General features: G+C 72.1%; 20 protein-coding genes and 1 rRNA gene. 3 read left to right on the plus strand and 18 right to left on the minus strand.

The window, feature by feature from the left end:
• Positions 1–80: 80 nt before the first annotated feature.
• Positions 81–488, plus strand: a complete 408-nt coding sequence (locus J4H92_RS14025; RefSeq protein WP_208098807.1) for a hypothetical protein — start codon at positions 81–83, stop codon at positions 486–488.
• Positions 489–721: 233 nt separating this feature from the next.
• Here the strand turns inward: J4H92_RS14025 and der are convergent, their stop codons facing one another.
• The 7 genes from der to J4H92_RS14060 all read right to left on the minus strand — a co-directional run bounded on the left by der (position 722) and on the right by J4H92_RS14060 (position 7,575).
• On the minus strand, positions 722–2,308 hold the full coding sequence (gene der, locus J4H92_RS14030) for a ribosome biogenesis GTPase Der (protein WP_208098808.1): 1,587 nt from the start codon (positions 2,306–2,308) through the stop codon (positions 722–724).
• Positions 2,308–3,042 carry a (d)CMP kinase gene (cmk, locus tag J4H92_RS14035; RefSeq protein ID WP_208098809.1) on the minus strand — a complete coding sequence of 245 codons (735 nt, stop codon included), beginning with the start codon at positions 3,040–3,042 and terminating at the stop codon, positions 2,308–2,310. Before cmk ends, der begins: the two co-directional genes overlap by 1 nt.
• Positions 3,027–4,133, minus strand: coding sequence for a prephenate dehydrogenase (locus J4H92_RS14040; RefSeq protein ID WP_208098810.1), 1,107 nt, complete (start codon positions 4,131–4,133; stop codon positions 3,027–3,029). The genes cmk and J4H92_RS14040 overlap by 16 nt, the downstream gene beginning before the upstream one ends.
• Positions 4,134–4,154: 21 nt before the next feature.
• Positions 4,155–5,018: a pseudouridine synthase gene (locus tag J4H92_RS14045; protein ID WP_208098811.1), complete on the minus strand. Its 864-nt coding sequence runs from the start codon at positions 5,016–5,018 to the stop codon at positions 4,155–4,157.
• Positions 5,005–5,760 (minus strand): SMC-Scp complex subunit ScpB, encoded by a 756-nt coding sequence (gene scpB / locus J4H92_RS14050; protein ID WP_208098812.1) that lies wholly within the window; start codon positions 5,758–5,760, stop codon positions 5,005–5,007. Before scpB ends, J4H92_RS14045 begins: the two co-directional genes overlap by 14 nt.
• Before the next feature lie 85 nt (positions 5,761–5,845).
• Positions 5,846–6,682, minus strand: coding sequence for a segregation and condensation protein A (locus J4H92_RS14055; RefSeq protein WP_208098813.1), 837 nt, complete (start codon positions 6,680–6,682; stop codon positions 5,846–5,848).
• Between the two features lie 26 nt (positions 6,683–6,708).
• Entirely contained in the window at positions 6,709–7,575 is an 867-nt protein-coding gene (locus J4H92_RS14060) for a ParA family protein (RefSeq protein ID WP_424960874.1), read from the minus strand.
• A 218-nt stretch (positions 7,576–7,793) separates the two neighbouring features.
• On the opposite strand from J4H92_RS14060, the gene J4H92_RS14065 reads away from it, so the two are divergent.
• On the plus strand, positions 7,794–9,185 hold the full coding sequence (locus J4H92_RS14065) for an FAD-binding oxidoreductase (RefSeq protein WP_208098815.1): 1,392 nt from the start codon (positions 7,794–7,796) through the stop codon (positions 9,183–9,185).
• A gap of 441 nt (positions 9,186–9,626) precedes the next feature.
• Here the strand turns inward: J4H92_RS14065 and J4H92_RS14075 are convergent, their stop codons facing one another.
• The 8 genes from J4H92_RS14075 to J4H92_RS15830 form a co-directional block, all read right to left on the minus strand.
• Positions 9,627–10,628 (minus strand): site-specific tyrosine recombinase XerD, encoded by a 1,002-nt coding sequence (locus tag J4H92_RS14075; protein WP_341783119.1) that lies wholly within the window; start codon positions 10,626–10,628, stop codon positions 9,627–9,629.
• The gene (locus J4H92_RS14080; RefSeq protein WP_208098816.1) at positions 10,625–11,305 is read right to left on the minus strand and encodes an NUDIX domain-containing protein; all 681 of its coding nucleotides are present in this window, start codon (positions 11,303–11,305) and stop codon (positions 10,625–10,627) included. Before J4H92_RS14080 ends, J4H92_RS14075 begins: the two co-directional genes overlap by 4 nt.
• Positions 11,306–11,319: 14 nt before the next feature.
• Positions 11,320–12,996, minus strand: a complete 1,677-nt coding sequence (locus J4H92_RS14085) for a CTP synthase (protein ID WP_208098817.1) — start codon at positions 12,994–12,996, stop codon at positions 11,320–11,322.
• Between the two features lie 52 nt (positions 12,997–13,048).
• Positions 13,049–14,317, minus strand: coding sequence for an AI-2E family transporter (locus tag J4H92_RS14090; protein ID WP_208098818.1), 1,269 nt, complete (start codon positions 14,315–14,317; stop codon positions 13,049–13,051).
• A gap of 110 nt (positions 14,318–14,427) precedes the next feature.
• Positions 14,428–16,119, minus strand: coding sequence for a DNA repair protein RecN (gene recN / locus J4H92_RS14095; protein WP_208098819.1), 1,692 nt, complete (start codon positions 16,117–16,119; stop codon positions 14,428–14,430).
• Complete coding sequence (locus tag J4H92_RS14100) at positions 16,116–17,060, minus strand: NAD kinase (protein WP_208098820.1); 945 nt, start codon at positions 17,058–17,060, stop codon at positions 16,116–16,118. The genes recN and J4H92_RS14100 overlap by 4 nt, the downstream gene beginning before the upstream one ends.
• Positions 17,057–17,809, minus strand: coding sequence for a TlyA family rRNA (cytidine-2'-O)-methyltransferase (locus J4H92_RS14105; RefSeq protein ID WP_208098821.1), 753 nt, complete (start codon positions 17,807–17,809; stop codon positions 17,057–17,059). The genes J4H92_RS14100 and J4H92_RS14105 overlap by 4 nt, the downstream gene beginning before the upstream one ends.
• A complete protein-coding gene (locus J4H92_RS15830) occupies positions 17,806–18,039 on the minus strand; it encodes a hypothetical protein (RefSeq protein WP_208098834.1) in 234 nt (77 codons plus the stop codon). The genes J4H92_RS14105 and J4H92_RS15830 overlap by 4 nt, the downstream gene beginning before the upstream one ends.
• Positions 18,040–18,110: 71 nt before the next feature.
• On the opposite strand from J4H92_RS15830, the gene J4H92_RS14115 reads away from it, so the two are divergent.
• Positions 18,111–19,787 (plus strand): amidohydrolase, encoded by a 1,677-nt coding sequence (locus tag J4H92_RS14115; RefSeq protein WP_208098822.1) that lies wholly within the window; start codon positions 18,111–18,113, stop codon positions 19,785–19,787.
• An 80-nt stretch (positions 19,788–19,867) separates the two neighbouring features.
• On the opposite strand, the gene J4H92_RS14120 is transcribed toward J4H92_RS14115, so the two are convergent.
• The 3 genes from J4H92_RS14120 to rrf form a co-directional block, all read right to left on the minus strand.
• Positions 19,868–20,905, minus strand: a complete 1,038-nt coding sequence (locus tag J4H92_RS14120) for an HAD-IIA family hydrolase (RefSeq protein WP_208098823.1) — start codon at positions 20,903–20,905, stop codon at positions 19,868–19,870.
• Between the two features lie 25 nt (positions 20,906–20,930).
• On the minus strand, positions 20,931–21,899 hold the full coding sequence (locus tag J4H92_RS14125) for a hypothetical protein (RefSeq protein ID WP_208098824.1): 969 nt from the start codon (positions 21,897–21,899) through the stop codon (positions 20,931–20,933).
• 126 nt (positions 21,900–22,025) lie between these two features.
• Positions 22,026–22,135 (minus strand): 5S ribosomal RNA (gene rrf / locus J4H92_RS14130); the annotation flags it as partial.

A 22,135-nucleotide genomic window follows, 5' to 3' on the forward strand; every position in this document is an offset into this window, starting at 1 on the left:
CGTGCGGAAACGGGCACGCAGGGCGGCCGGTTCACGTAACCTCGGTGGCCAAATGAACCCCCTTCCGCGAGAATGGAGCCATGAGCGTGGAGACCGTCATCAACCTCGTCGCGGTCGTCGGCAGCGCGGTCGCCCTCTACTTCCTCCTGCGCCGCCCCATCGACAAACTCGACGCCAAGCTCAACGGTATCGACACCAAGCTCGATGCCAAGATCGACGGTGTGCACCACAAACTCGACGCCAAAATCGACAGCGTGCACGACAATATCGACGCGAAGATCGACAGCGTGCACGACAAGATCGACGCGAAGATCGACAGCGTGCACGACAAGATCGACGCCAAGATCAACGGACTCGCTCGAGAGCTGTCCGAGTTCCGGATCGAGACGAAGGACGAGTTCGGCAAGATCCATCTGCTCCTCGCCCGCCACGACGAGCGACTCTCCGCGCTCGAACGGCAGCAGCCCCGCCTGCTCACCAACCGCTGATCGTCCACGGCGGCACAGCGGACCGGAATCCTCGCCGCCGCCGGGGAACCGTGGAGAGGCCGTGTGGCAGCCGTTCCGCCGCCCACTCGTGCGCCCGACTGCCGACCGGCAAGTTCCACGATCACGGCCTCCTTCTTGGTCGAGGGATCGTGCACCCGCACGGCCCGCTCGATGAGCTCGTCACCGATATCGACGTTCGAGCGCGTCATACCCCGAGGATGCGCCTGAGAGGATCAGCGTCGCGCCCGCTTCTCCCGCACGCGCACGTTGATCTGGATCGGCGAGCCCTCGAAGCCGTAGCGCTCGCGCAAGCGCCGCTGGATGAAGCGCCGGTACCCCGGATCCAGGAAGCCGCTGGTGAAGAGCACGAACGTGGGCGGACGGTTCTGCACCTGCGTGCCGAACAGGATCCGCGGCTGCTTGCCGCCGCGCAGCGGGTGCGGATGCTCCTGCGCGAGCTCGGCCACGAAGGCGTTGAACTTCGCGGTCGGGATCCGGGTGTCCCACGATTCGAGCGCGGCCTCGAGTGCGGGCACCAGCTTCTCGAGATGCCGCCCCGTGCGCGCGGAGATGTTCACGCGCGGCGCCCACGCGACGTGCGCGAGATCCTGCTCGATCTCCCGCTCCAGATAGCGGCGGCGGTCGTCGTCGAGCAGATCCCACTTGTTGAACGCGAGCACGAGCGCGCGACCCGACTCCAGGACGAGATCGATGATCCGGAGATCTTGATCGCTGATCGACTCGGTCACGTCGAGCACCACGACCGCGACCTCCGCCTTCTCGAGCGCTGCGGCGGTGCGCAGCGAGGCGTAGAAGTCCGCGCCCTGCTGGAGATGCACCCGGCGCCGGATGCCGGCCGTGTCGACGAAGGTCCAGACGCGACCGGCGATCTCGACCTGCTCGTCCACCGGATCGCGGGTGGTGCCGGCGAGATCGTTCACGACCACGCGCTCCTCCCCCGCGGCCTTGTTGAGCAGGCTCGACTTGCCCACGTTGGGGCGGCCGAGGATCGCCACGCGCCGGGGTCCGTCGAGCTGCGGTTTCGCCACCGCCGACCTCTCGGGAAGGGCCTTCAGCACGTCGTCGAGCAGATCCGCCACTCCTCGCCCGTGCAGCGCGGACACGGGCCGCGGCTCGCCGAGACCGAGCGACCACAGGACCGCCGCCGCCGGCTCCTGCGCCGCATCGTCCACCTTGTTCGCGACGAGGAACACGGGGCGGTCCGTGCGACGCAGCAACTGCACCACGCGCTCGTCGGTCGCCGTCGGGCCGACTCGCGAATCGACGACGAACAGCACCGCGTCGCACAGCTCGACGGCGATCTCCGCCTGATCCGCGACGGAGGCGTCGATGCCCCGGGCGTCCGGCTCCCAGCCCCCGGTGTCGACGAGCGTGAAGCGACGGCCCGCCCACTCGGCGGGATAGCTCACCCGGTCCCGGGTCACGCCGGGCACATCCTCGACCACGGCCTCGCGGCGGCCGAGGATGCGGTTCACGAGCGCCGACTTGCCCACGTTCGGCCGGCCCACGATGGCCAGCACCGGCAGCAGCTCGGGTTCGGGCTCGACGAAACCGAGGAACTCGCCGTCGCGGCCGACCCCGCCGGCACCATCAGCGCCGCCTCCGAGCAGCCTCAGATCCTCGTCCTCGAGGTCGAAGCCCGCCAGATTGGATCGCATGGCCCGCGTGCGCTCCTCGTCGGTCACCGGCGCAACGGAGTCGACGGCGCCCGCGCCGACGATCACCTCGTCGGCGGGAACGCTCGACGGGTCGAAGCCGTCCTGATCGGGCACCGCGGGATCATTCTGCTCAGCATTCATCACGCCTCCATCCTCCCAGCGAACCCCTGTGCGTTCGCCCGCACGGCGTCGATCACGGCCCGCACGGACTGCTCGAAGTCGAGTTCGCTGGTGTCGATCAGCGTCACGCCGGGCGCGGGGGTGAAGAAGTCGATCACCCGCGCGTCCTTCTCGTCGCGGGCCACGAGGTCGGCGAGCACCCGCTCGGGGCTCAGGCCCGGCAGCTCGCCCGCGCGGCGCCGCGCCCGCACCTCGGGAACCGCCGTGAGCAGCAGACGGACCGGCGCGTCCGGGGCGACCACGGTCGTGATGTCGCGCCCCTCGATGACCACGCCGGGCAGGCCGGAGCCGGCGACCGCGCGGCGGAACATCTCGTTGAGCCGCTCGCGGACCCGGGGATGCCCGGACACCCGGCTCACCAGCGCGCTGATCTCCGGGGCGCGGATCGCCTCGGTCACGTCGACGGGGCTCCCGCCCTCGGGCAGCACCACCTCCACCGTCTGCGGACCCCGCAGGGTGATGGAGAAGCCCCAGCCTCCGAGCAGTTCCAGCACGGCCGCCTCGTCGCCCGGATCGCGACCGGTCTCGCGGACGGTCCAGGCCAGGGCGCGGTAGGCGGCCCCCGTGTCGAGGATGCCGAAGCCGAGGCGCTCAGCCGCGGCGCGCGACACGCTCGACTTGCCGCTTCCGGCGGGTCCGTCGATCGCGACGAGCACGGGGGCGGCCTGCGGTTGCGAGGTCACAGGGTCCTCCATCCGCGCTCGCCCAGATCGGCGACCGCGCGCTCGGCGACCTCCGGCAGGACGGCGATCTCTGCGAAGCCGATCTGGGCTCCGGGCGAGTGCTCCAGGCGCAGATCCTCCATGTTAATGCCCAGGTCGCCGAGCTCGGTGAGGAGCGCACCGAGCTGGCCGGGGCGATCGTCGATCAGCACCGTGATCGTGGCGAAGCGCTCGCTGGTGCCGTGCTTGCCCGGGATGCGCGCCACGCCGCGCGCGCCGGCGGCGAGCAGATCCGCGATGCGCCGCCGCGCCCCGGGAGCATCCGGATCGCTCAGCGCGGCGGTGAACGCCGCCAGATCCGTCTGCAGCGCCTCGAGCTCCGCGACCACGGGCGCGCGATTGGCCCCGAGGATCTGCACCCACAGCTCGGGGTCGCTTCCGGCGATCCGGGTGGTGTCGCGCAGCCCCTGGCCGGCGAGGCCGACGGCGCGCTCGCCGGCCGGCAGCAGCCTCCCCGCGAGCAGGCTGGCCACCACCTGAGGCAGGTGGGAGACCAGGCCGACGGCCTGATCGTGCTCCTCGGGGGTCATCTCCAGCGGCATCGCGCCGAGCTCGAGCGCCACGGCCTCGACGAGGGCGAGCGCGTTGGCGGGCGTCTCCTCGTCGCGGCACACGATCCAGGGCCGCGCCGCGAAGAGATCGGCGCGCGCCATGATCGCCCCGCCGCGCTCGCGACCGGCCATCGGGTGCGAGCCGACGTAGTTGGTCAGGTCGACCCCGCGCCGGGTCAGCGCCTCGAAGGGCGCCAGCTTCACGCTGGCGACGTCCGTGACCACGGCGCCCGGGAAGGCGGCGAGCGCCCGCTCGATCACGTCGGCGGTGACGTCCGGCGGGGTCGCGACCACCACGAGCGCGGGCGTGGCGTCCTCCGCCGTGCGCAGGCGCCCGGCCCCGTAGTCGACGGCGAGCAGCGCGGTGGTCGGCGAGACATCCTCGACCGTCACGTCGACGCCGCGCTGGCGCAGGCCCAGCCCGATGCTCGCGCCGAGCAGGCCCGCGCCGATCACGTGCACCTGACCGTGCACCCGGCTCGCTCGCGCGCTCGGTCGCGTCACCCCGTTCATGGGACTCAATGCTATCGGGGCTCAGCGGCCGCGGGCCGCGACGCCGCGCATACCCCGCGCGCCCTTGCCGTCGCCGGGCCGGCCGGCCGTGATTCCGCTGGCGGCGTGATCCTCGCCGTCCCGGGCCGCGCTGAGCAGGGCGCCGCGCTCGGCTGCGGCGAGCTCCCGCAGCTCCCCCAGCCTCAGCGCGCCGAGGTGCAGCGGACCGAATTGGCGTCGCACCAGCTCCTCGACCGGATGCCCGACCGCGGCGAGCATCCGCCGCACGATGCGGTTGCGGCCCGAGTGCAGCGTGACCTCGACGAGGGAGTGCGAGCGCGAGGCACCGCCGGGCAGCAACCCCGCGGCATCGACGCGGATCGGACCGTCGTCCAACTCGACGCCGTCCCTCAGCCGCTGGATCACGGCGGGGGTGACCCTGCCGCGCACCTTCGCCACATAGGTCTTCTGCACGCCGAACTTCGGATGCGAGAGGCGGTGGGCCAGCTCGCCGTCGTTCGTCAGCACGAGCAGTCCCGACGTGTCCGTGTCGAGCCGCCCGACGTTGTAGAGGCGATCCTCGACCCGGTCGGTGAACTCGCGCAGGTCCCGGCGCCCCTGCTCGTCCCTGAGCGAGGAGACCACCCCGCGCGGCTTGTTCAGGACGAAGTACCGCTTGCCCACGTCGAGCTGCACGACGACGCCGTCGACCCGCACCTCGTCGGAGGCCGGGTCGATCCGGCTGCCGAGCTCGAGGACGACCTCGCCGTTGACCGTGACCCGTCCGCCCGTGATCAACGCCTCCGAGGCGCGCCGGGAGGCGACCCCCGCGTGGGCGAGCGCCTTCTGCAGCCGAGGGAGCTCGCCCGCCCCCTCCGAGGCGGGCGTCTCGTCAGAGCCCTTCACCGTCGAAGCCCTCCGATCCGTCGTCGAGGAGCGGCGCGATCGGCGGCAGCTCGTCGATGCCGGCGATCCCGAGATGGCCGAGCAGGGCGTCGTCGGTTCCGTAGAGGATCGCTCCCGTCTCCGAGTCCTGGCCGACCTCGGTGATGAGTCCGTGCCCGAGCAGGGTGCGCACGACGCCGTCCACGTTGACGGCGCGGATCGAGGCGATCGCCCCGCGGGAGACGGGCTGCCGATAGGCGATCACCGCCAGCGTCTCGAGCGCGGCCTGCGAGAGGCGGGAGGGGCTCTGCTGCCGCACGAAGTCGGCCACCAGCGGATCGAGCGTCTCGCGGACGTAGAAGCGGTAGCCGCCGGCGACCTCGCGCAGCTCGAAGCCGCGGCGGCGCCCCGCGCCCGCGGGGTTCGCCGACCCCGGCGCTTCGCCGTCGCCGGCGCGAAGCGCTTCGCCGTCGTAGTCGGCGCGCAGCGCCTCGATGGCGCGCCGCACCTCGCGCACCGGCCGATCGACCGCGGTGGCGAGCGCGACCGCGCCGAGCGGCTCGTCGGCGACGAGCAGCAGAGCCTCCAGTTGCTGCTCGAGGGTGTGCGCGGCCCGTACCGCGGCCAGCGCGTCCGCCCCCGCGCCCCCGTCCGCATACTCCGGCAGGCGTGGTGGCGTTCCGCCCCCGGAATCCTCCGCTGCTTTCGGATCGGCGGCGGCGCTGACGGCGCCGGCGCCGTCAGGGAACGTTTCACCCGTCATAGTCGCCTCCCGGCCGGCCGCTTCGGGCAAGGCATCGCCTTGCGCGGCCACGGCGCTGACGGCGCCTGCGCCGTCAGGAACTGCCTCACCCGCCATAATCGCCTCCCAGAGCAGAAAGCTCCTCATCATCCCAGTGCTCGCCGACCCACTGCACGTGCAGCTCGCCGAGCGGCTCGGCCTGTTCGAAGCCCACCGCGTCCCGGCGGTAGAGTTCGAGGATCGCGAGGAATCTGGCCACGATCACGCCGCGCTCGGCGATGCCGGCGATCAGTTCTCGGAAGGTCCGCGCGCCGCCCGTGCGCAGCAGGGCGACGACCAGCGCCGCCTGCTCGCGGATCGACACCGGGGGCGCGTGCAGGTGCTCGATCCCGACGAGCGGGATCTCCCTCGGCGCGAAGGCGAGCCGCGCGATGGCCGCGAGATCCTCCGGGGAGAGCGTCCACACCAGCCCCGGCCCGCGATCCCGGTACTTCGCCTCGAGCGGCACCTGTCGGGGATGGCGGGCCGCCTCCGCCTCCAGTCGCCCGCGGAACCACTCGCTGGCCTGTTTGAAGGCGCGGTACTGCAGGAGACGCGCGAAGAGCAGATCCCGGGCCTCGAGCAGCGCGACATCCTCCGCATCGACCACCTCGCCCTGCGGCAGCAGGCTCGCCACCTTCAGATCGAGCAGGGTCGCGGCGACGACGAGGAACTCGCTCGCCCGATCCAGCTCGATGAGCCCCTGCCCCTCGAGTGAGGCGAGGTAGGCGATGAACTCATCGGTGACGAGGCTGAGCGACACCTCGGTGATGTCGAGCTCGTGCTTGGCGACCAGGCTGAGCAGCAGGTCGAAAGGTCCGTCGAACACGTCCAGGCTCACGCGGAAGCCGTCCGAGGACGGCGCTTCCGCGGCGGCCTCCCGCGATTCGATCACCGTATCCATGCGCTGGGCCCTGGGCGACGGCGCCGCTAGGCGACGGTGCCGCGCTCCACCAGTTCGCGGGCGAGCTGGAGATAGGCCTCGGACGCCGGGTTCTCCGGAGCGTAGTCCAGGATGGGCTTCGCCGCGACCGAGGCGTCCGGCAGCTTGACCGTGCGCCCGATGACGGTGTCGAACACCGTGTCGCCGAACGTCGCGACCACGCGCTCGAGCACCTCCCTGGCGTGCAGGGTGCGCGGGTCGTACATGGTCGCGATGATCCCGTCGACCTCCAGGCCGGGGTTGAGGCGATCCCGCACCTTCTCGACGGTCTCGATCAGCAGCGCGACCCCGCGCAGGGCGAAGTACTCGCAGGCGAGCGGGATGAGCACGCCGTGGCTGGCGGTGAGCGCGTTCACGGTGAGCAGGCCGAGCGACGGCTGGCAGTCGATCAGGATCACGTCGTAGTCGTCGGCGACGCGGCGCAGGACGCCGGCGAGGATCTGCTCCCGGGCGACCTCGCTCACCAGGTGCACCTCGGCGGCCGAGAGGTCGATGTTGGCGGGGATCAGGTCGAGTCCCTCGACGGCGGTGCGCTGGATCGCCTCGCGCGGGTCCTTGACCTTGCCGAGCATCAGCTCGTAGATCGTGGGCACGTCGTGGGCCGGCACGCCGAGTCCCGCGGAGAGCGCCCCCTGGGGGTCGAAGTCGACCGCGAGCACGCGCCGACCGTAGCGGGCGAGCGCGGCGCCGAGATTGATGGAGGTGGTCGTCTTGCCCACCCCGCCCTTCTGGTTGCACATCGAGATGATGCGCGCCGGACCGTGCCGGTCGAGCTTCTGCGGCACCGGGATGAAACGCTCGGGTCGCCCGGTCGGACCCACCTGCCGCTTCGCCTGGTTCTTCGCCACTCGCATCCCTCTCATCGCCCGCTCCGGGCCGCGGCAGAATCCGGCCGCACGCTTTCCGCCCATCCTATCGCTCGGCGCGCCGCTTCTCGGCGCTGCCGCCGGAGGGGCGGATCCTTCGCGATGTCGCACGGATGGTCCTCGAGCCGGGCCTCGGGCAGCCACTCGTGCGACATCGCGCCGGGCTCGGCGGCGCGAACAGGCCCGGCGTCGATTACGCTGGGGCGATGCACGCAACGGAACGCAGCCGGAGCGCCGTGGTCGAGGATCTGAGAGCCGCGCTCGGCGCCGAGCAGGTGGTGGACGACGCGGATCGGCTCGCCCGCCTCGCCGCGGACCGGTCCGGGACGGTTCAGGGCGCTGCGACGGCGCTGGTCCTGCCGCGGTCGACGGCCGAGGTGCAGGAGATCGTGCGCATCGCGGACCGGCATGCGGCGCCGATCGTGGCGCAGGGCGCGCGCACCTCGCTGGCGGGCGCGGCGTCGGCGGTGGCCGGCGCGATCCTCGTCGACTTCGGCGGGATGAACCGGATCCTGCGGATCGATCCGCTCGAGCGGCTCGCCGTCGTCGAACCGGGGGTGCTCGTCTCCGAACTCGCGGCCGCGGCGGAACGCGCCGGGCTCTTCTACGCGCCAGATCCCGTCTCCGCGGAGTGGGCGACCATCGGCGGCACGATCGCCACGAACGCGGGCGGCATGCGCTGCATCAAGTACGGCGTGACTCGGGATTCCGTCCGCTCGCTCGAGGTCGTCCTCGCCGACGGCAGCGTCGTCCGCACGCGTCGCGACACCATCAAATCGGTCACCGGACTCGACCTCACCTCCCTCGTCGTGGGCTCCGAGGGGACCCTCGGCCTCGTGACCGAGGCCACGGTGACTCTGCGCTCCGCACCAGGCCCCTCCAGAGGGGTCTCCGCGCTGTTCCCGCGCATCGACGACGCGCTCGAGGCCGCCGCAGCCGTCGCCACCGAGGCGGCGCCCCCGGCGGTGCTCGAGATGCTCGACGACGTCGCGCTCACGGCGATCCGGGCGCACGACCCGACCATCGAGGCGCCGGCATCCGCCCGTGCCTGGCTGCTCGCCGTCACCGACGCCCGCGTGGGGGCGGAGGAGGAGCTCGACGCCTTCGAGCGGATCTTCTCCGAGCACCGCGCGCTCCGCGTCGATCGCGCCGACGATCCGCAGCGGCTCGACCGCCTGTTCGCGACGCGTCGCGCACTGAATCCCGCGCTCGACGCCTACACCGGCGGGGCGCTGCACGGGGACATCGCCGTGCCCCGCGGGCGCCTCGGCGCGTTCGCGGCGCGCGCCGCGGATATCTCGCGGAGCTTCGGCGTGATCGTCTCGGTCGGCGGACACGTCGGCGACGGCAACCTGCACCCGGTCGTCGCCTACGATCCGGACGACGCCGAGCAGGCGCGGCTCGCCCGGGAGGCGCAGCGGGCCCTGCTCTCCGCGGCGCAGGAACTCGGCGGGACGGTGAGCGGCGAGCACGGCGTGGGCACCGAGAAGCTGCATGCACTCGACGGCGAGCTCTCACCGCGCGTGCGGGAGCTGCAGCTCGCCGTCAAGCGCGCCTTCGACCCGAAGGGGATCCTGAACCCGGGTCGCAAGCTCTGAGGCTCCGCCCTCCTGCGCCCTTCCGCGATCCTCCCCCTTTCCTCTCCTCCCTCTCTTCCTTCTCCCCCGCTCTCCCTCTCGCCGCTCCACCCCGGCGCCGGGCCCTCCCCCGGGGTGCCCGCGCCCTCCCCGTGGACCCGTACTGCCCTTTGACTCCGTTCGAAAGGGCGTTTCGAGTCCACTCACGGCGAACGGCGAGGGGGGAGGGGGAGAGGGAGGAGAGGGAGGAGAGGGAGGAGAGGGAGGAGAGGGAGGAGAGGGAGGAGAGGGAGGAGAGGAAGGAGAGGAAGGAGAGGAAGGAGAGGAAGGAGAGGAAGGAGAGGAAGGAGAGGAAGAGGCACCTGGCGCGGGTGCGCGCGGGCGGCATGAGGAACGCGCCGCGTTCCGAACCGCACGCGAACCGCCGCTCACCAGCGGCGCATCAACCACGATCCGAGGGCGCTAACGCGCCCGAGGATGCGACATCAGGTAGTGCTCGCGCAGGGTGTCGGCGGTCACCTTCGTGTAGAGCTGGGTGGTGGTGACCGAGCTGTGCCCCAGCAGCTCCTGCACGGTGCGGACGTCGGCTCCGCCCGCGAGCAGATGCGTGGCGAAGGAGTGCCGCATGGTGTGCGGCGAGACCTCTGCGGCGATCCCGGCGCGCTCGGCCGCGGCGCGGATGGCGAGCCACACGCTCTGCCGGCTCATCCGCGCCCCGCGCGGCCCGACGAACAGCGCCGGCGTGCCCGCCCCCCGCGCGACCATCCCGGGACGCGCGCGCACCAGATACGCGGCGAGCGCGCGTCCGGCGTACCCGCCGTAGGGCACGACCCGCTGCTTGGAGCCCTTGCCCGTCACCCGGATGAAGCCGCCCCCGCCCAGCACGCGCTCGGGATCGGTCCAGGCGTCGCCGTCGCCGGATCCGCTGCCCGCGAGGAGATCGTCGAGATCGAGCGCGGTGATCTCGCTGACCCGCGCACCGCTGGCGTAGAGCAGTTCGAGCAGTGCTCGATCCCGCAGGCCGACCGGGTCCTCGCCACCGGCCGCGTCGAGGATCGCCTGGATCTGATCCATCGCGAGCGCCTTCGGCAGGCGCTGCGTCCGCTTCGGGGTGCGCAGTCCGCTGCCCGCGAAATCGGGCAGCAGCCCCTCCTCGAAGAGGAAGCGGTGCAGGCCGCGCACCGTCGACATCCGTCGCGCGATCGACGCCTGGGAGAGCGGTGCAGGCGGATCCTCCGCGGGATCCTCGCCGGGATCCTCCGCGATCCGGGCTCCGGACAGCTCCGCCACGTAGCGCGCCAGCGTCTCGGGGTCGACGCGTGCGAGATCGTCGATGCCGCGTCCGGTCAGCCAGTCGGCGTAGGCGTCGAGGTCGCGCCGATAGGCGGCCTGCGTGTTGCGGGAGAGACCGCGTTCGATCGCGACGTGACGGAGGTAGCGCGCGGCGCCGTCGGCGGGCTTCACGGCGAGGGGGAGCTTCTCTGCCCCCGCGCGAGGTCTCGGGCGGTCCAGGGCGCATCGGCCGGGCGGAGGGTGCTCCACCCCCGTGCGCGGGCCGCGACCGCGGCGAGCACCGCGGCTGCGGCGATCGCGTTCCGGACCCGGCCGGCGAGCACGGCTTCGGCTGCGCTGTCGAGCGGCTCCCACCGCAGCAGCAGCTCGGCCTCCTCGCCCTCGCGTTCGAAGGGCGCCCTCGCGGACCGGAGATCGCGCGCGAGGAAGACGCGCACCGCCTCGCTGCTGCCGCCCGGACTGGTCCAGACGTCGAGCAGCAGATCCCAGCGCTCCGCTTCGAGGTCCGTCTCCTCGGCGAGTTCGCGACGAGCGGCGTCGGCGCCGCTCTCCCCCGGCGCGTCCATGAGCCCGGCGGGGATCTCCCAGTCGCGATGCGCGATCGCGTGCCGGTACTGGCGGATGAGCAGCACCCTCCCGGCCTCGTCGAGCGCGAGCGCGGCCACCGCGCCCGGGTGGTCGACGTAGTCGCGCGTCAGCTCGCCGTCGCCGAATGCGAACCGCTCGCGGCGCACATCCCAGACGCGGCCCGGGGCCACGAGTTCGGTCGAGCGCACCCGCACATCGCCCGCGGGCTCATCCCGCAGCGGCTCGGATCCCTCGGCCGGGGGCGCACCGTCGTTCGGCATCGTGGGGGCGCCGATCAGGCGTCGAAGAGGCGCGCCGCCTCGCGGCGCTCGATCGCCGCGTCCACCAGCCCGGCGAAGAGCGGGTGGGGTCGGCCGGGGCGCGAGCGCAGCTCGGGATGCGCCTGGGTGGCGACGTAGAACGGGTGGGTGCCGCGCGGCAGCTCGACGTACTCGACCAGCTGTCCGTCGGGGCTGGTGCCGGAGAAGATCAGGCCGGCGTCGGCGATCTGCTCGCGGTAGGCGTTGTTCACCTCGTAGCGATGCCGGTGCCGTTCGCTCGCGACCGGGGACCCGTAGAGCTCGGCCACGATCGAGCCCTCGCTCAGTTTCGCCTCGTACAGGCCGAGACGCATGGTGCCGCCGAGGTCGCCGCCCGCGAGGTGCTCGATCTGCTCCGCCATGGTCGCGATCACCGGCACCGGGGTGTCGGGGTCGAACTCGGACGATGAGGCGCCGGCCAGCCCGACGACGTTGCGGGCGTACTCCACCACCATGCACTGCAGCCCCAGGCAGAGGCCGAGCGTGGGGATGCCGTTCTCGCGGGCGAAGCGCAGGGCGCCGAGCTTGCCCTCGATGCCGCGCACGCCGAAGCCGCCCGGCACGCAGATGGCGTGGACGTCGCTGAGCGCGGCCCGCGCGCCCTCGTGCGTCTCGCAGTCGTCGGAGGCGACCCACTTCACGTTGACCTTGGTGGCGTGCGCGAACCCGCCGGCGCGCAGGGCTTCGGTCACCGAGAGGTAGGCGTCGGGCAGGTCGATGTACTTGCCGACCAGCGCGATGTCGACCTCGCCGCGCGGCTCGTGCACCGAGTCGAGCACGGGCTGCCACGTGCTCCAGTCGACGCTCGGCGCGCGCTCGTCCAGTCCGAGGTGCTCGACGATCGTCCGGTCGAGGCCCTGATCGTTGAACAGCTTCGGCAGGTCGTAGATGCTCGCCACGTCGATCGCGTTGACGACGGCGTCCTTGTCGACGTCGCACATGAGCGCGATCTTGCGCAGGTTGTCCTCGGTGACCGGCCGATCGCTGCGCAGCACGAGCGCATCCGGCTGGATGCCGAGCGCCCGGAGCGCCGCGACCGAGTGCTGGGTCGGCTTGGTCTTCTGCTCCCCCGAGGCCCCCATGAACGGCACGAGCGAGACGTGGACGAAGATCACGTTGTTGCGGCCGAGCTCGTGCCGCAGCTGACGGGCCGCCTCGAGGAACGGCTGCGACTCGATGTCGCCGACCGTGCCGCCGATCTCGGTGATGATGACGTCGGGGCGGGGGGTCTCCTCGGCCTGCAGCCGCATCCTCCGCTTGATCTCGTTGGTGATGTGCGGGATCACCTGCACCGTGTCGCCGAGGTACTCGCCGCGGCGCTCCTTCGCGATCACGGTCGAGTAGATCTGGCCGGTCGTGACGTTGGCCGCCTGCGACAGGTTGATGCCGAGGAATCGCTCGTAGTGGCCGATGTCGAGATCGGTCTCGGCGCCGTCGTCCGTGACGAACACCTCGCCGTGCTGGAACGGGTTCATGGTGCCCGGATCCACGTTGAGATACGGATCCAGCTTCTGCATCACGACGTGCAGTCCGCGCGCCGTGAGGAGATTCCCCAGGCTGGCGGCGGTGAGTCCCTTTCCGAGCGAGGAGACCACACCTCCGGTCACGAAGATCTGCTTGGCCGTATCGGTCGTGTTCTGCTGGGCTCCCACGGACTTCGATCCTATCACTCGCGCGGGGCGCGTCCGACGAGGGACACGGCCACTACTTCAATTCCTGGCGGGGCACCCACACCTGCTTGATGATCATGAGGATCATGGCCGTGACCGGGATGGAGATGAGCGCGCCCAGCAGCCCGAGCAGCGTGCCGCCGGCGAGAGCGCCGATCACCACGAGCGCACCGGGCACGGCGACGACCTTGTTCATGATCCGCGGCGTGAGCAGATACGCCTCCACCTGCATGTAGATCAGGTAGTAGACGGCCGCGATGATCGCGGTGGTCGGCGAGTTGAAGAGCGCGACGAGCGAGACCAGGATCGTGGCGAGCACGGAGCCGAACAGCGGGATCAGCGCCAGGAAGAAGACCCCGAACGCCACCAGTCCCGCGAACGGCACCTCGACGATGGTCATCATGACGAACCCGAGCACCGAGTTGATGATCGCGAGGATCACGATGCCGTTGACGTAGCCGCCGACCGACTTCGTGATCTGCTCGGTGATGTCGATGACCCGCGCCCGGTTGGAGCGGGCGACGATGGAGTAGAAGGCGCGCTTGGTGCTCTGCAGGGAGGCGAGGAAGTAGAGGCTGAGGATGAGCACGATCAGGCCGGCCGTGAGTCCGTTCGCGATGCCGACGCCGGCCTGCCAGACGCCGCCCGCGACCTGGGCCCAGCTCTCCGGCTTGCCGACGAAGTCGCGTCCGGTCTGCAGCAGTCCCTCGAAGTTGATGTACTCGCCGAAGCGGTCCTTGAGGTCGAGGAACCACTGCTCGCCTGCGATGCTGTTGAAATACGCGGGAGCGGTCTGGACCAGCTGGACGATCTGGTTCGCGACCACCGGGATGATGATGGCGAAGATGCCCGCGACGATGAGGATGAAACTGGCGAACACGATCGCGATGCCGAGCGGCCGCTTCACGCCCCGGCGTTCGAGCCAGCGCACGAGCGGCTCCAGGGCGAGGGCGATGAAGAGCGCGCCGACGACGTACATGATGATCGTGCTCAGCTGACCGATGATCCCGCCGAACAGGATCGCGGCGAGCACGCCGAGCGTGATCACGAATCCCACCTGGAACGGGCTGCGGATCACGAACTCGCGCACGTTCCGCTGGCGCTGCTCCTCGTGCTCCTGCTCGGCCTCCGCGGCGTCGCGCGCCTCCCGGTACATCTCGCGCGTCTCGGTGTCGAGGAGGGTCACGTCGGCGTGCACCACATCGGGGTGCTCGCTCAGCGCCTGGGCGCGTTCCTCGGGACTCAGAGCCGCGGGGGCGGCGGGTCGCCTCTGTGCGCGAAACCGTCGCAGAAACTTGCTCATGGGGCGAGGGTATCAGGGTTCGCCCCAGCCGGGCGCGCGACATCACCGCTTCCGGGCGAGGCGCCCCGTCGCGCTGCCCGCGACATCCGCTGCGGCGCGGCGGCCCCGTGCTACGACGCCGCAGCGCCCAGCGCCAGCAGTTCGGCCGCGTGGTCGAGGGCGCTGCGGGAGTCGCTGAGGCCGGAGAGGAGCCGGGCCATCTCGGCGAGGCGCTCCTCCCCATCGAGCCTCCGACAGCTCGAGCGAGTGAAGCCGCCGCTCGAATCCTTCATCACCTGCAGGTGGTTGCCCGCGAAGGCGGCGACCTGCGCGAGGTGCGTCACGACGATCACCTGCGAGGTGCGGGCGAGGCGGGCGAGGCGCCTCCCGATCTCGATCGCCGCGGCCCCGCCGACGCCCGCGTCCACCTCGTCGAACACGAAGGTCGGCACCGGATCCGCCGCCGCGACCACCACTTCCAGCGCGAGCATCACGCGCGACAGCTCGCCGCCGGAGGCGCCCTTCGCGAGCGGCCGGGGTTCGCTCCCCGCGTGCGGCTGCAGCAGCAGTCGCACCTCGTCGGCGCCGTGGGCGCCGAGCTCGGCGGGCTCGACCGCCACGACGAAGCGCGCGTCCGGGAGCGCGAGCTCGCGCAGCTCGGCGGTCACCAGTTCGGAGAGCGCGGCGCCGCCGGTGCGGCGCAACTCGCTGATCGTTCCGGCCAGGCGCGCCTCCGTCTCCGACAACCCCTGGAGCCGGTGCTCGAGCTCGCCGATCCGCTCGTCGTCGCCTTCGAGTGCCGTGAGCCTGGCCACGCTCGCCGCGCTGCGCTCGATGACCGCCCGGGTGTCGGCGCCGTAGGAGCGCATCAACCCGCTCAGCGCCGCGAGCCGCTCGTTGGCCCGCGCCAGCTCGGCGGGTCCCTCCTGGTCGAGATCCTCCGAGTACGCGGCGAGCTCCCGCACCGCGTCGGCGAGCTGGAAGCCGAGCCCGCGCAGCGTCTCCGCGAGGGCGGCGAGCGCCTGATCGCGGGACGCCGCGCGCTCGAGCTCCCGCTGGGCCGTGTCGACCAGGCTGAGCGCGTCGGACGCGTAGGGCTCGTCGCTGTCGTTGGAGAGCGCGCGCAACGCGTCCGCGGTCGCCACCCGAAGCTCCTCGAGATGGGTCAGCCGGTCGATCTGCTGCTGCAGCTCGACCTCCTCCCCCGGTTGGGGATCGACCGCCGCGATCTCCTCGAGCTCGGCGCGCAGGGCGGCCGCCTCGTGCGCCCGCTCCTCGCGGGCCTCGCGGAGCTCGGCGAGCTCAGCGGCGGCCTCGCGCCGTGCCGCGTGCGCCCCACGGTACTCGGCGAGCACGCCCTGCAGCTCCGGCCCGCCGAAGCGATCCAGCATGTCCCGCTGCGCGGCGGCGCTGCGCAGCCGCAACTGCTCGCTCTGGCCGTGCACCGCGAACAGGCGCTCGGCGAGCCGCCCGAGCAGGCCGACCGGAGCCGCTGCCCCGCCGACGCTCGCGCGGCTGCGCCCCTCGGCGCTGACGGTGCGGGTGAGCGCGAGATCCCCCGCCTCCACCTCGCCGCCGGCCTCCTCGACCAGTTCGCGCACGAGCGGATCATCCGTCCGCACCAGCCCGCCGACGCGTGCCGCATCCGCCCCGCTGCGCACCGCGCCCGAGTCCGCGCGCTCCCCCATGAGCAGTCCGAGCGCGGTCACCACCATCGTCTTGCCCGCCCCGGTCTCGCCGGTGATCGCCGTGAACCCCGGCCCGAGCTCGAGCGTCGCCTCCTCGATGACGCCCAGCTCGCGGATCCGCAGCTGCTCGATCATACGCCGGGCCTCGCCGATCCGACGCGCCATCCCGCGACCGGCAGGTGGAACTTGCCGACGAGCCGGTCGGTGAAGACGGCCTCGTCGATGCGCGCGAGGCGCAGCGGCAGCGGGGAGCGCCGCACCTCGATCAGGGCGCCCGCCGGCAGCTCGGTGCGCCGGCGGCCGTCGCACCAGAGCACGCCGAGTCCGCCGCTCTCCGTGAGGATCTCGACGCTCAGCACCGAGTCCGGTCCTACGACGAGGGGCCGGTTGAAGAGCGCGTGGGCGGCGAGGGGCACCATCAGCAGGGCCTGCACGCCGGGCCAGACCACCGGTCCGCCCGCGGAGAAGGAGTAGGCGGTGGATCCGGTGGGCGTCGAGAGCACGACGCCGTCGCAGCCGAACGTCGAGAGCGGCCTGCCGTCGACGCCGACCACCACCTCGAGCATGCGGCCGCGCTTCTCGACGCTCGCCTCGTTGACCGCCCAGGTCTCGACGACGGTCTCGCCGTCGAGCGTGGCGCGGACGTCGAGGGTCATGCGCTCCTCGACCCCGTATCTCCCGGCCAGCAGGCGGTCGATCGTGAAGTCGAGATCGTGCGATTCGGTCTCCGCGAGAAAGCCGACGTGCCCCAGGTTGACGCCGAGGATCGGGCAGCTCGAACCGCGCAGCACCTCGGCCGCGCGCAGGATGGTGCCGTCGCCGCCGAGCACCAGGGCGATCTCGAGGTCGTCGACGCCGACCTCTCCGCCGAGCTCGATGATGTGCGCGGGATCCAGGTGCGGTGCGAACTCCTCCCGATCGCTGGCGGGCATCACCGGGCGGATACCGGCCGCGCGGAGCGCGTGCACCGCGCTCACCGTGGCCTCGATGGCCTCGCGCCTGGCGGTGTGCGACACCACCAGCACGCTCCGCTCCTCGGATCCTCCGGTGCGCTGCTCGTTGCGCTGCTCGTTCACTCCGCACCTCCCTGCCAAAAGTATGTCAAGAACTCGCGGTTGCCGTGCTCTCCGGTGATGGGCGAAGGCTCGGTCCCGCCGTGCGCGAAGCCGAGGTCCTCCGCGCAGCGGATCACGCGCCGCACCGCGTCGTCGGCGAGCGCGGGGTCGGCGACGATCCCCCCGCGGAGCCCCTGCCGCCCCACCTCGAACTGGGGTTTGACGAGCAGCAGCAGTTCGGCGCGCTCGGCGGCCACCCGTGCGATCGCCGGCATGACCAGCGTCAGCGAGATGAAGGAGAGGTCCCCCACCAGCAGGGTCGGCGCCTCGGCTCGGCCGCTGAGCTCCGCGAGCGCATCGGCGGTCAGCCCCCGAGCGTTGCACCCCTCGATCGCCACCACCCGGGAATCCTTCCGGAGGGGCTCGGCGAGCTGTCCGTGCCCGACGTCGAGGGCGATCACCTGTCGCGCACCGCGCTCCAGCAGCACCTGGGTGAAGCCGCCCGTCGACGCGCCGAGATCGAGCGCGAGACGATCGGCGGGCGCCACGCCGAAGCGATCCAGCCCCGCGACGAGCTTGTGCGCCGCTCGACTGACGTAGTGGTCCGGCGCCTCGACCTCGATCCGGGCCGAGCCGGCCACGCGTGCGCCGGCCTTGCCCAGCACCGCGCCGTCGACGCGGACCCGGCCCGCGGCGATCAGTTCGGCCGCCTGGCTGCGCGAGCGGGCGAGGCCGCGTCCGGCCAGTGCGACGTCGAGGCGCTCCGTCACGCTGGCGCGCCGCCTCCGCGCGGGCGGGCGGCGGACGGGTCGGAGTCCTGCGCCGCGGTCGGCTGGTCGCCGCGCTGCAACTCGGCGAGCAATTCGTCGGCGAGCCGGTCGAAGCGCTCCGCGCGCTGTTCGAGCGGCTGCGCCTCGATCACCTCGAGGCGGCCGAGCAGGGCGCCGTCCTGCCAGGTGTCAGCGCCGGTCTGAGGCGCGGCTTCCGTGTTCTCCGTCACTCCTCCAGGCTATCGCGCGCCGGGCATCGGCGAGCGAGCGCGGGCCGTTCGCCCACCGGTATGATCCCCGCATGAGCAGCGAAACGCGCCCCGTGCCGGCCGACCTCCTGATCCACTCCGCCGTCATCTGGTCGGCGGGCCGCGTGCTGCCGCAGACCGCGGTCGCGATCGCGGGGGGCCGGATCCTCGAGCTCGGCGACGAGTCGCTGCGGCAGCGGGTGCTCGCCGCGCGCGAGGTCGACGCCCGCGGCGGCCTGCTCACGCCGAGCTTCGTCGACGTGCACGTGCACGCCGCGCTGGGCGGCATCGAGATGAGCCGCTGCGACCTGACCGGGGCCGAGAGCGCCGAGGAGGTCTTTGAGACCGTCGCCGACTACGCGGGGCGGCATCCGGGGGCGGCGTGGATCCTGGGCGGCGGCTGGCGCATGCCGTTCTTCCCGGGCGGCACGCCGCTGAAGGAGGATCTGGACCGGATCGTGCCCGACCGGCCCGCGTTCCTCATCAACAGCGACCATCACGGCGCCTGGGCCAACTCCCTCGCCCTCGAACTCGCCGGCATCACGGCCGACACCCCGGACCCCTCGGACGGCCGGATCGAGCGGGATGCACGGGGGAACCCGAGCGGCACGCTGCACGAGGGCGCCGCGGAGCTGCTGAGCCCGGTGCTGCCCGAGACGGGCGCGGAGGAGGCGCGGGCCGGGCTGCTGACGGCCCAGCGGCGCCTGCTCGGCTTCGGGATCACCGGGTGGCAGGAGGCGATCCTCGGCGAGTACGCGGGCTACCCGGATCTCACGCCGATCTATCGAGAACTGGTCGACCGCGGTGAGTTGCGCGCCCGGGCCACGGGCGCGCTGTGGGTGTCGCGCGACTTCGACGGGATGGGCATCCCGGAGTTCGTGCGCGGCCTGGTGGCCCGCCGGGATCGCTACGCCCGGGACGGGCTGCGACTCGACACCGCGAAGATCATGGTCGACGGGGTGCCGGAGAACGAGACCGCGGCGCTCACCGAACCGTACCTCGATCCGACGGCGGGGGCGTGCGCCTGCCAGAAGGGCGCGGGCCCCAAGGGCACCGGACTCGCCTACTTCAGCCGCGAGCAGTTGCTCGAGCTGGTGCCGCTCCTCAACAAGGCCGGGCTCGACGCCCACTTCCACGCGATCGGCGACCGTGCGGTGCGCTACGCCCTCGACGCGGTCGAGGCGGTGCCCGCTGCGGTGCGCGCGGCCCGGCGCAACCACATCGCGCACATCCAGGTGGTCGACCCCGTGGATCTGCCCCGCTTCGGCGAGCTGGGGGTCACCGCGAACGCGCAACCGCTCTGGGCCTGCCTGGACGAGCAGATGCTCGACCTCACGCTCCCCCTGCTCGGCGAGACGCGAGCCGGCTGGCAGTATCCGTTCCGTTCGCTGCTGCGCTCGGGGGCGACGCTCGCCTTCGGATCCGACTGGCCCGTGTCGACTCCGGATCCCTGGCAGGGCGTCCACGTCGCGGTCACCCGGCAGGAGCCCGGCGGTACCGGGCTCGATCCGCTGCTGCCGGACGAGGCGCTGACGCTCGACGACGCCCTGACCGCCTACACGTTCGAATCGCACCGCCTGATCGGTCTCCCGGGCGGCTCGATCGAGCCGGGCGCGGTGGCCGACCTGGCGCTCGCGGACCGCGACCCCTTCGCGGGGCCCGCCGCCGAACTGCACCTCACCCGCAACCGCCTGACGGTGCTCGGCGGCGACGTGGTGCACGGCGCCTGACGGATCCTCGTCGCCCGTCGCGCGGGGCCGAAGGAACCTCACGCGCACCGGAGCCGATGAAGCATCGACTTCATGCCCGTTCAGCGCCAGTGGTCGGCGTACAGCTCCTCGGGCACGTCGAGTCCGTAGATCGCGAGCCCGGAGGCCCAGATGGCCGCGCAGCCCGCGCGCAGCAGGTTCAGCGGCGAATCGCCCCGATCGACGATCCGGACGATGTGCCCGTCCATGCGCACGCGCGCCGTGCCCACGCGCGCGGCGCCGGAGCGGTCGAACGTCGTCTCGGGATACGGCTCGTGCAGTCCGGCGAGCGTCGCGACGATGAAGTCGGGGTGCATGTCGGACGACGCGGCGACCAGCTGCTTCGGGCGGTCCACCCCCGTCAGCACGAGCGCGGAGGGGATCCCGACGGCTCGGGCGCCCTTGATGTCCGTGTCCAGGCGATCCCCCACCATCAGCGCGTTCCGCGTGCCGAAGCGCTCGAAGGCGGCTTCGTAGATCGGGGACTCCGGTTTGCCCGCGAACAGCGGCAGCCGCTGCACGGCGGTGTGCACGGCGGAGACCAGCGTGCCGTTGCCGGGCGCGAGGCCCCGCTCGAGGGGCAGCGTCCAGTCGGTGTTGGTCGCGATCCAGGGCAGCGGATCCCTCCCCGGCCGCTCCGCGAGCGCGAAGGCCGCCTCCGCGAGCTGCGCCCAGCCGACCTCCGGGGCGAAGCCCTGCACGACCGCCGCCGGATCGTCGTCCGCGCTGCGGGTCACCGCGAACCCGGCCTTGCCCAGCTCGTCGACCAGGCCGGCCCCGCCGACGACGAGCACCGTCGAGCCCGGCGCCACGGCGTCGCGCAGCAGCGCCACGGCGGCCTGGGGGCTCGTCACGACGTCGGCCGGACGCGCGCGCAACCCGAGGCCGCTCAGCTGCTCGGCGACCGCGGCGTCGGTGCGGGAGGCGTTGTTGGTGAGGTATCCGAGCCTCGCCGACTCCGCGGCCCGGTTGAGGTTCTCGACGGCCCCGGGGATCGCCGCCTTTCCGCGGTAGACCACGCCGTCGAGATCGGCGACCAGCAACTCGACGCCGTCGACGGGAGCGGGGAGCTGCGACTGATTTCGCTTGAACAACGCCATACGACGACCCTATCGCCGCCGCGATTCAGTCGGTCGCAGGATCCTCCATCTCGATGATCTCGAGCACCTCCAGCTGGTCCGAGGCGGCGAGACGGGACTGCAGGGCCTCCTCGGCGTACTCGGCGCGGTTGCGCCACACCGCGGCGTCGCCCTCGCGACCGAGCTCCTCGAGGATCGCGGCGTACGCGGCGAACAACTCGGGACTGTAGGGATAGGCCCGCGTGGGGTCGAGCTCCGGGATCTCGAGCTCGAGCAGCGCCTGCTGCATCTGCCCGAGGTCGAAGCGCGCTCCGGACATCGCGATCGCCAGCTGGGCGCGCTCCTCGGGGCTCAGCTGCTGGGGATCGGCCTCATGACCGGCCTCGATGGCTCTCTGGGGACGACCGAGCGCGCGTTCCGCTTCGACGATGAGGGCGATGTTGCGCTGGGAACCGCTCAGACGCCGGTGGGTGCGCAGCTCGCGCAGCGTCAGCGCGAAGTCTCCGATGCGGTAGGCGGTCGCGGCCAGCGTCTCCCGCACCACGGGGATGCGGCCGGCACGACGGCTGGCCGAGATGGCATGCCGATGCGCCAGCTCGGGATTGTCCTCGATGAGCGCGGCGACCATGACCAGGTGCCGCGCGACGAGCTCCTGCGTCTCCGCCTGCAGTGTCTTCAGTTCGTTGCGCGCACCCGGGGGGAGATCCTTCGCCCGCACCTCTTCGGGGATCTCAGGATCCTGATGCTCGGCGCGCACCGGACGCAGCTCGTGCTGGAGGCGCTCGGCCTCGGTGAACTCGCGGTCGCGCCCGCCGCGGTCGCTGCGCCCTCCGCCGCGGCTTCCGCCGCGCCCGTAACCCGTGCGGTCCCGGTCGCGATCCGTTCCGCCGCGCGCGCCGCTCCCCGACCGCTGGGAGTCGCGACGACGGCCGCTCTGCTGCCCGTCGCGGGATCCGCCGGACTTCTTGCCGTCGCGAGACCCGCCGGGCTTTCTGCGCTCCGGTCGTTCGTTCATGAGCCTAGCCTCCAAGCGGATCGCCGCTGCGCTCGGCGTCTCCGTCCACGTATCGGAAAAGAGAAAAGGCCGCTCAGATGAGAACCAGTAACTGGTGCCATCTGAACGGCCTTTTCTGTGAAGGGGGTTCGGCGGTGTCCTACTCTCCCACACCCTCCCGAGTGCAGTACCATCGGCGCTGTCAGCCTTAGCTTCCGGGTTCGGAATGTGACCGGGCGTTTCCCTGACGCTATAAC

It is taken from the genome of Leucobacter weissii (assembly GCF_017565745.1).
Classification (GTDB): Bacteria; Actinomycetota; Actinomycetes; order Actinomycetales; family Microbacteriaceae; genus Leucobacter; species Leucobacter weissii.

Coding starts and splice junctions, on each gene's coding strand:
- J4H92_RS14065 (WP_208098815.1), top strand. CDS start 7,794: ATGCACGCAACGGAACGCAGCCGGAGCGCCGTGGTCGAGGATCTGAGA.
- cmk (WP_208098809.1), bottom strand. CDS start 3,042: ATGGAGGACCCTGTGACCTCGCAACCGCAGGCCGCCCCCGTGCTCGTC.
- J4H92_RS14060 (WP_424960874.1), bottom strand. CDS start 7,575: ATGCGAGTGGCGAAGAACCAGGCGAAGCGGCAGGTGGGTCCGACCGGG.
- J4H92_RS14080 (WP_208098816.1), bottom strand. CDS start 11,305: ATGCCGAACGACGGTGCGCCCCCGGCCGAGGGATCCGAGCCGCTGCGG.
- J4H92_RS14055 (WP_208098813.1), bottom strand. CDS start 6,682: ATGGATACGGTGATCGAATCGCGGGAGGCCGCCGCGGAAGCGCCGTCC.
- J4H92_RS14040 (WP_208098810.1), bottom strand. CDS start 4,133: ATGAACGGGGTGACGCGACCGAGCGCGCGAGCGAGCCGGGTGCACGGT.
- der (WP_208098808.1), bottom strand. CDS start 2,308: ATGAATGCTGAGCAGAATGATCCCGCGGTGCCCGATCAGGACGGCTTC.
- J4H92_RS14090 (WP_208098818.1), bottom strand. CDS start 14,317: ATGAGCAAGTTTCTGCGACGGTTTCGCGCACAGAGGCGACCCGCCGCC.
- scpB (WP_208098812.1), bottom strand. CDS start 5,760: ATGACGGGTGAAACGTTCCCTGACGGCGCCGGCGCCGTCAGCGCCGCC.
- J4H92_RS14120 (WP_208098823.1), bottom strand. CDS start 20,905: ATGGCGTTGTTCAAGCGAAATCAGTCGCAGCTCCCCGCTCCCGTCGAC.
- recN (WP_208098819.1), bottom strand. CDS start 16,119: ATGATCGAGCAGCTGCGGATCCGCGAGCTGGGCGTCATCGAGGAGGCG.
- J4H92_RS14115 (WP_208098822.1), top strand. CDS start 18,111: ATGAGCAGCGAAACGCGCCCCGTGCCGGCCGACCTCCTGATCCACTCC.
- J4H92_RS14125 (WP_208098824.1), bottom strand. CDS start 21,899: ATGAACGAACGACCGGAGCGCAGAAAGCCCGGCGGGTCTCGCGACGGC.
- J4H92_RS14025 (WP_208098807.1), top strand. CDS start 81: ATGAGCGTGGAGACCGTCATCAACCTCGTCGCGGTCGTCGGCAGCGCG.